Source organism: Polaromonas sp. P1_G2, assembly GCF_056405515.1.
On sequence record NZ_JBFUBY010000421.1, the window covers coordinates 1 to 2468 of the forward strand.

Annotated in this window: 3 protein-coding genes; 2 read left to right on the forward strand and 1 reads right to left on the reverse strand. The window is 65.5% G+C overall.

The window, feature by feature from the left end; translation table 11 throughout:
- Positions 1 to 311: chorismate synthase (locus tag AC1D0P_RS24580; RefSeq protein ID WP_477679127.1), on the forward strand; the 311-nt coding region annotated here is incomplete at its 5' end.
- Between the two features lie 20 nt (positions 312 to 331).
- On the opposite strand, the gene AC1D0P_RS24585 is transcribed toward AC1D0P_RS24580, so the two are convergent.
- Positions 332 to 1216 (reverse strand): DMT family transporter, encoded by an 885-nt coding sequence (locus AC1D0P_RS24585; protein ID WP_477679128.1) that lies wholly within the window; start codon positions 1214 to 1216, stop codon positions 332 to 334.
- A 203-nt stretch (positions 1217 to 1419) separates the two neighbouring features.
- On the opposite strand from AC1D0P_RS24585, the gene AC1D0P_RS24590 reads away from it, so the two are divergent.
- Positions 1420 to 2454: an SDR family oxidoreductase gene (locus AC1D0P_RS24590; protein WP_477679129.1), complete on the forward strand. Its 1035-nt coding sequence runs from the start codon at positions 1420 to 1422 to the stop codon at positions 2452 to 2454.
- The last annotated feature ends 14 nt before the right edge of the window (positions 2455 to 2468 follow it).

The following is a 2468-nucleotide window of genomic DNA, read 5'->3' on the forward strand; positions in this document are numbered from 1 at the left end:
GTGCTGGGCGGCATCAGCACCGGCCAGGCCCTGGAGTGCTGGGCGGCATCAGCACCGGCCAGGCCCTGGAAGTCTCGATCGCGATCAAGCCGACCAGTTCCATCATCACGCCGCGCCGGTCGATCGACACGGCCGGCAATCCGGCCGAAGTGGTGACCAAGGGTCGTCATGATCCCTGCGTGGGCATACGCGCCACGCCGATTGCCGAAGCGCTGCTCGCGCTGGTGGTGATGGAGCATGCGCTGCGCCAGCGGGCGCAGAACGCTGATGTCGTGGTGAATACACCCGACATCATGCGAAGCCGCAAATAAATCTACCGCTCTAGTCGCTCTCAAGGCTCAGGCGGCGCAGCCCGAAACGGGTTAAAGCCCGTGATCAGCGCGGTGGCCGACAGCACCAGGACGCAGCCGGGCAGCATGCTGGCCGTCACCGGCTCGCCGAGAAACAGCCCGCCCCAGGTCACGCCGAACAGAGGGATCATGAAGGCCGCCGACGTGGCGGCGCTGGCCGGGATCTCGCGCATCAGCCGCATGCTGATCCAGTACATAAAACCCGAGGTCAGCGTGCCCAGCACCGTCACGGCCGCCACGGCGCCCGGCGTCAGGACGGCCGAGGGCGCGGCGATCCCGCCGGGTATGAGCAGGATCAGGGCCGCGGCAATGTGCACCACCGCCGACGAGGGCAGGGGTGAATAGGCCATGGTGGCTCGCTTCATGAGGATGGCGCCGAAGCCGTAGCTGGCCGACGCGGCCACGCAGGCCAGCGCCGCCAGCACCACCCGGGGCGTGACGGCGACCGGTCCCAGCTGCACCAGCAGCGCAACGCCGGCAAAGCCGACCGCACAGCCAAGCAGGCGGATGCGGGTGAGTTTTTCCTCGCCCGCCAGCGCGGCGGCCATCACGCCGAAGAGCGGCGCGGTGGCATTGAGCACCGCCGAATAGCCGGAGGGAATGACCAGCGCGGCCCAGTTGTACAGCACAAAAGGAACCACCACCGACAGCATGCTCAGCAGCGCCAGCCGGGGCCACGCTTCGCGTGGCGGCCATCGGCCGCGCAGCCTGCTCATCAGCAGGCCCAGCACGATCGCGGCCAGGATGCAGCGGATGGCCGCCACCACCCACGGCCCCAGGGCGGGACTGGCGATACGCAGCAGGGGAAATGATGCGCCCCAGAGGGCGGACATCGCGATGAGCTGGAGGAAGTGTCGGGTTTGCATGAAACGCCGCGCGGGCGGCAACAAAAGCGGCGATGGGAAAGATAGCTGGCTTGATTGTGCAAGATTCGGCCTCAAGCTGCAGCGGCCGCAAGGCACGGCTGGGGTGAAGGCGCGAATCTTTCCTACACCGCGCCCGGCGCGAGCCGCTCCAAATGGAGGTTTTCACCCATCCACTTTCGCCMATCCACTTTCGAGGAAGCGCCATGCCCAAAACCACTCCCTCTTCACGGACGCCTTCCACGCGCCCATCAGCACGCGCGGAGCCCGTTACCGCCAAACAGCAAAAGATCCAGCGAGAACAGGACAGCAAGGACGAGGCCAAACGCGCCGAGCGCGAAGCCACCGCCGGCAAGCAGAAAAAAGCCGTGCAAGCCGGCCTGCAGGACTATCCCGAGCCGCCGCTGCCGAAGCAGCACCTGCGCAAGCCCGGCCTGGAAGCCGACATGGAACTCAAGCCGCAATTCATGGCACCGGGCTACAAAGGCAGCGGCAAGCTCGAGGGCCTGACCGCGCTGGTCACCGGCGCGGACTCCGGCATCGGCCGCGCCGTGGCCGTGTTGTTCGCGCGCGAAGGCGCAGACGTGGCCGTGGCCTACCTGAGTTCCGACCAGGACGCAAAAGAGACCCAGCGCTGCATCGAAGCCGAAGGCCGGCGCTGCGTGCTGATCGCGGGCGACGTCAAGGACGCGGCCTTCTGCCGCGAAGCCGTCAAAAAAACCGTGAAGTCCCTCGGCAAGCTCGACATCCTCGTCAACAACGCCGCCTTCCAGGAGCATGCGGAGTCGCTCGAAGACCTGACGGAAGAGCGCTTTGACGAAACCCTGCGTACCAATGTGTACGGTTACTTCCACATGGCCAAGGCCGCACTGCCGCACTTGAAGCAAGGTTCCTGCATCATCAACACCGGCTCGGTGACAGGGCTGGAGGGCAGCGCCAAACTGCTCGACTATTCAGCGACCAAGGGCGCCATCCACGCCTTCACCAAAGCGCTGGCCAGCAACCTGGTCGACAAAGGCATACGCGTCAACGCCGTGGCGCCCGGCCCGGTCTGGACACCGCTGAACCCGGCTGATTCACCGGCCGACATGGTCCAGAACTTCGGTAAGAAGACCGACATGCGGCGGCCCGCGCAACCTGAAGAGCTTTCTCCTGCTTATGTGTTCCTGGCATCGCCGGTGTGTTCGAGCTATATCACCGGGATTGTTTTGCCCGTTACTGGGAGTGTTGGGGTGGTTTGATCTTTTGCCCCTTC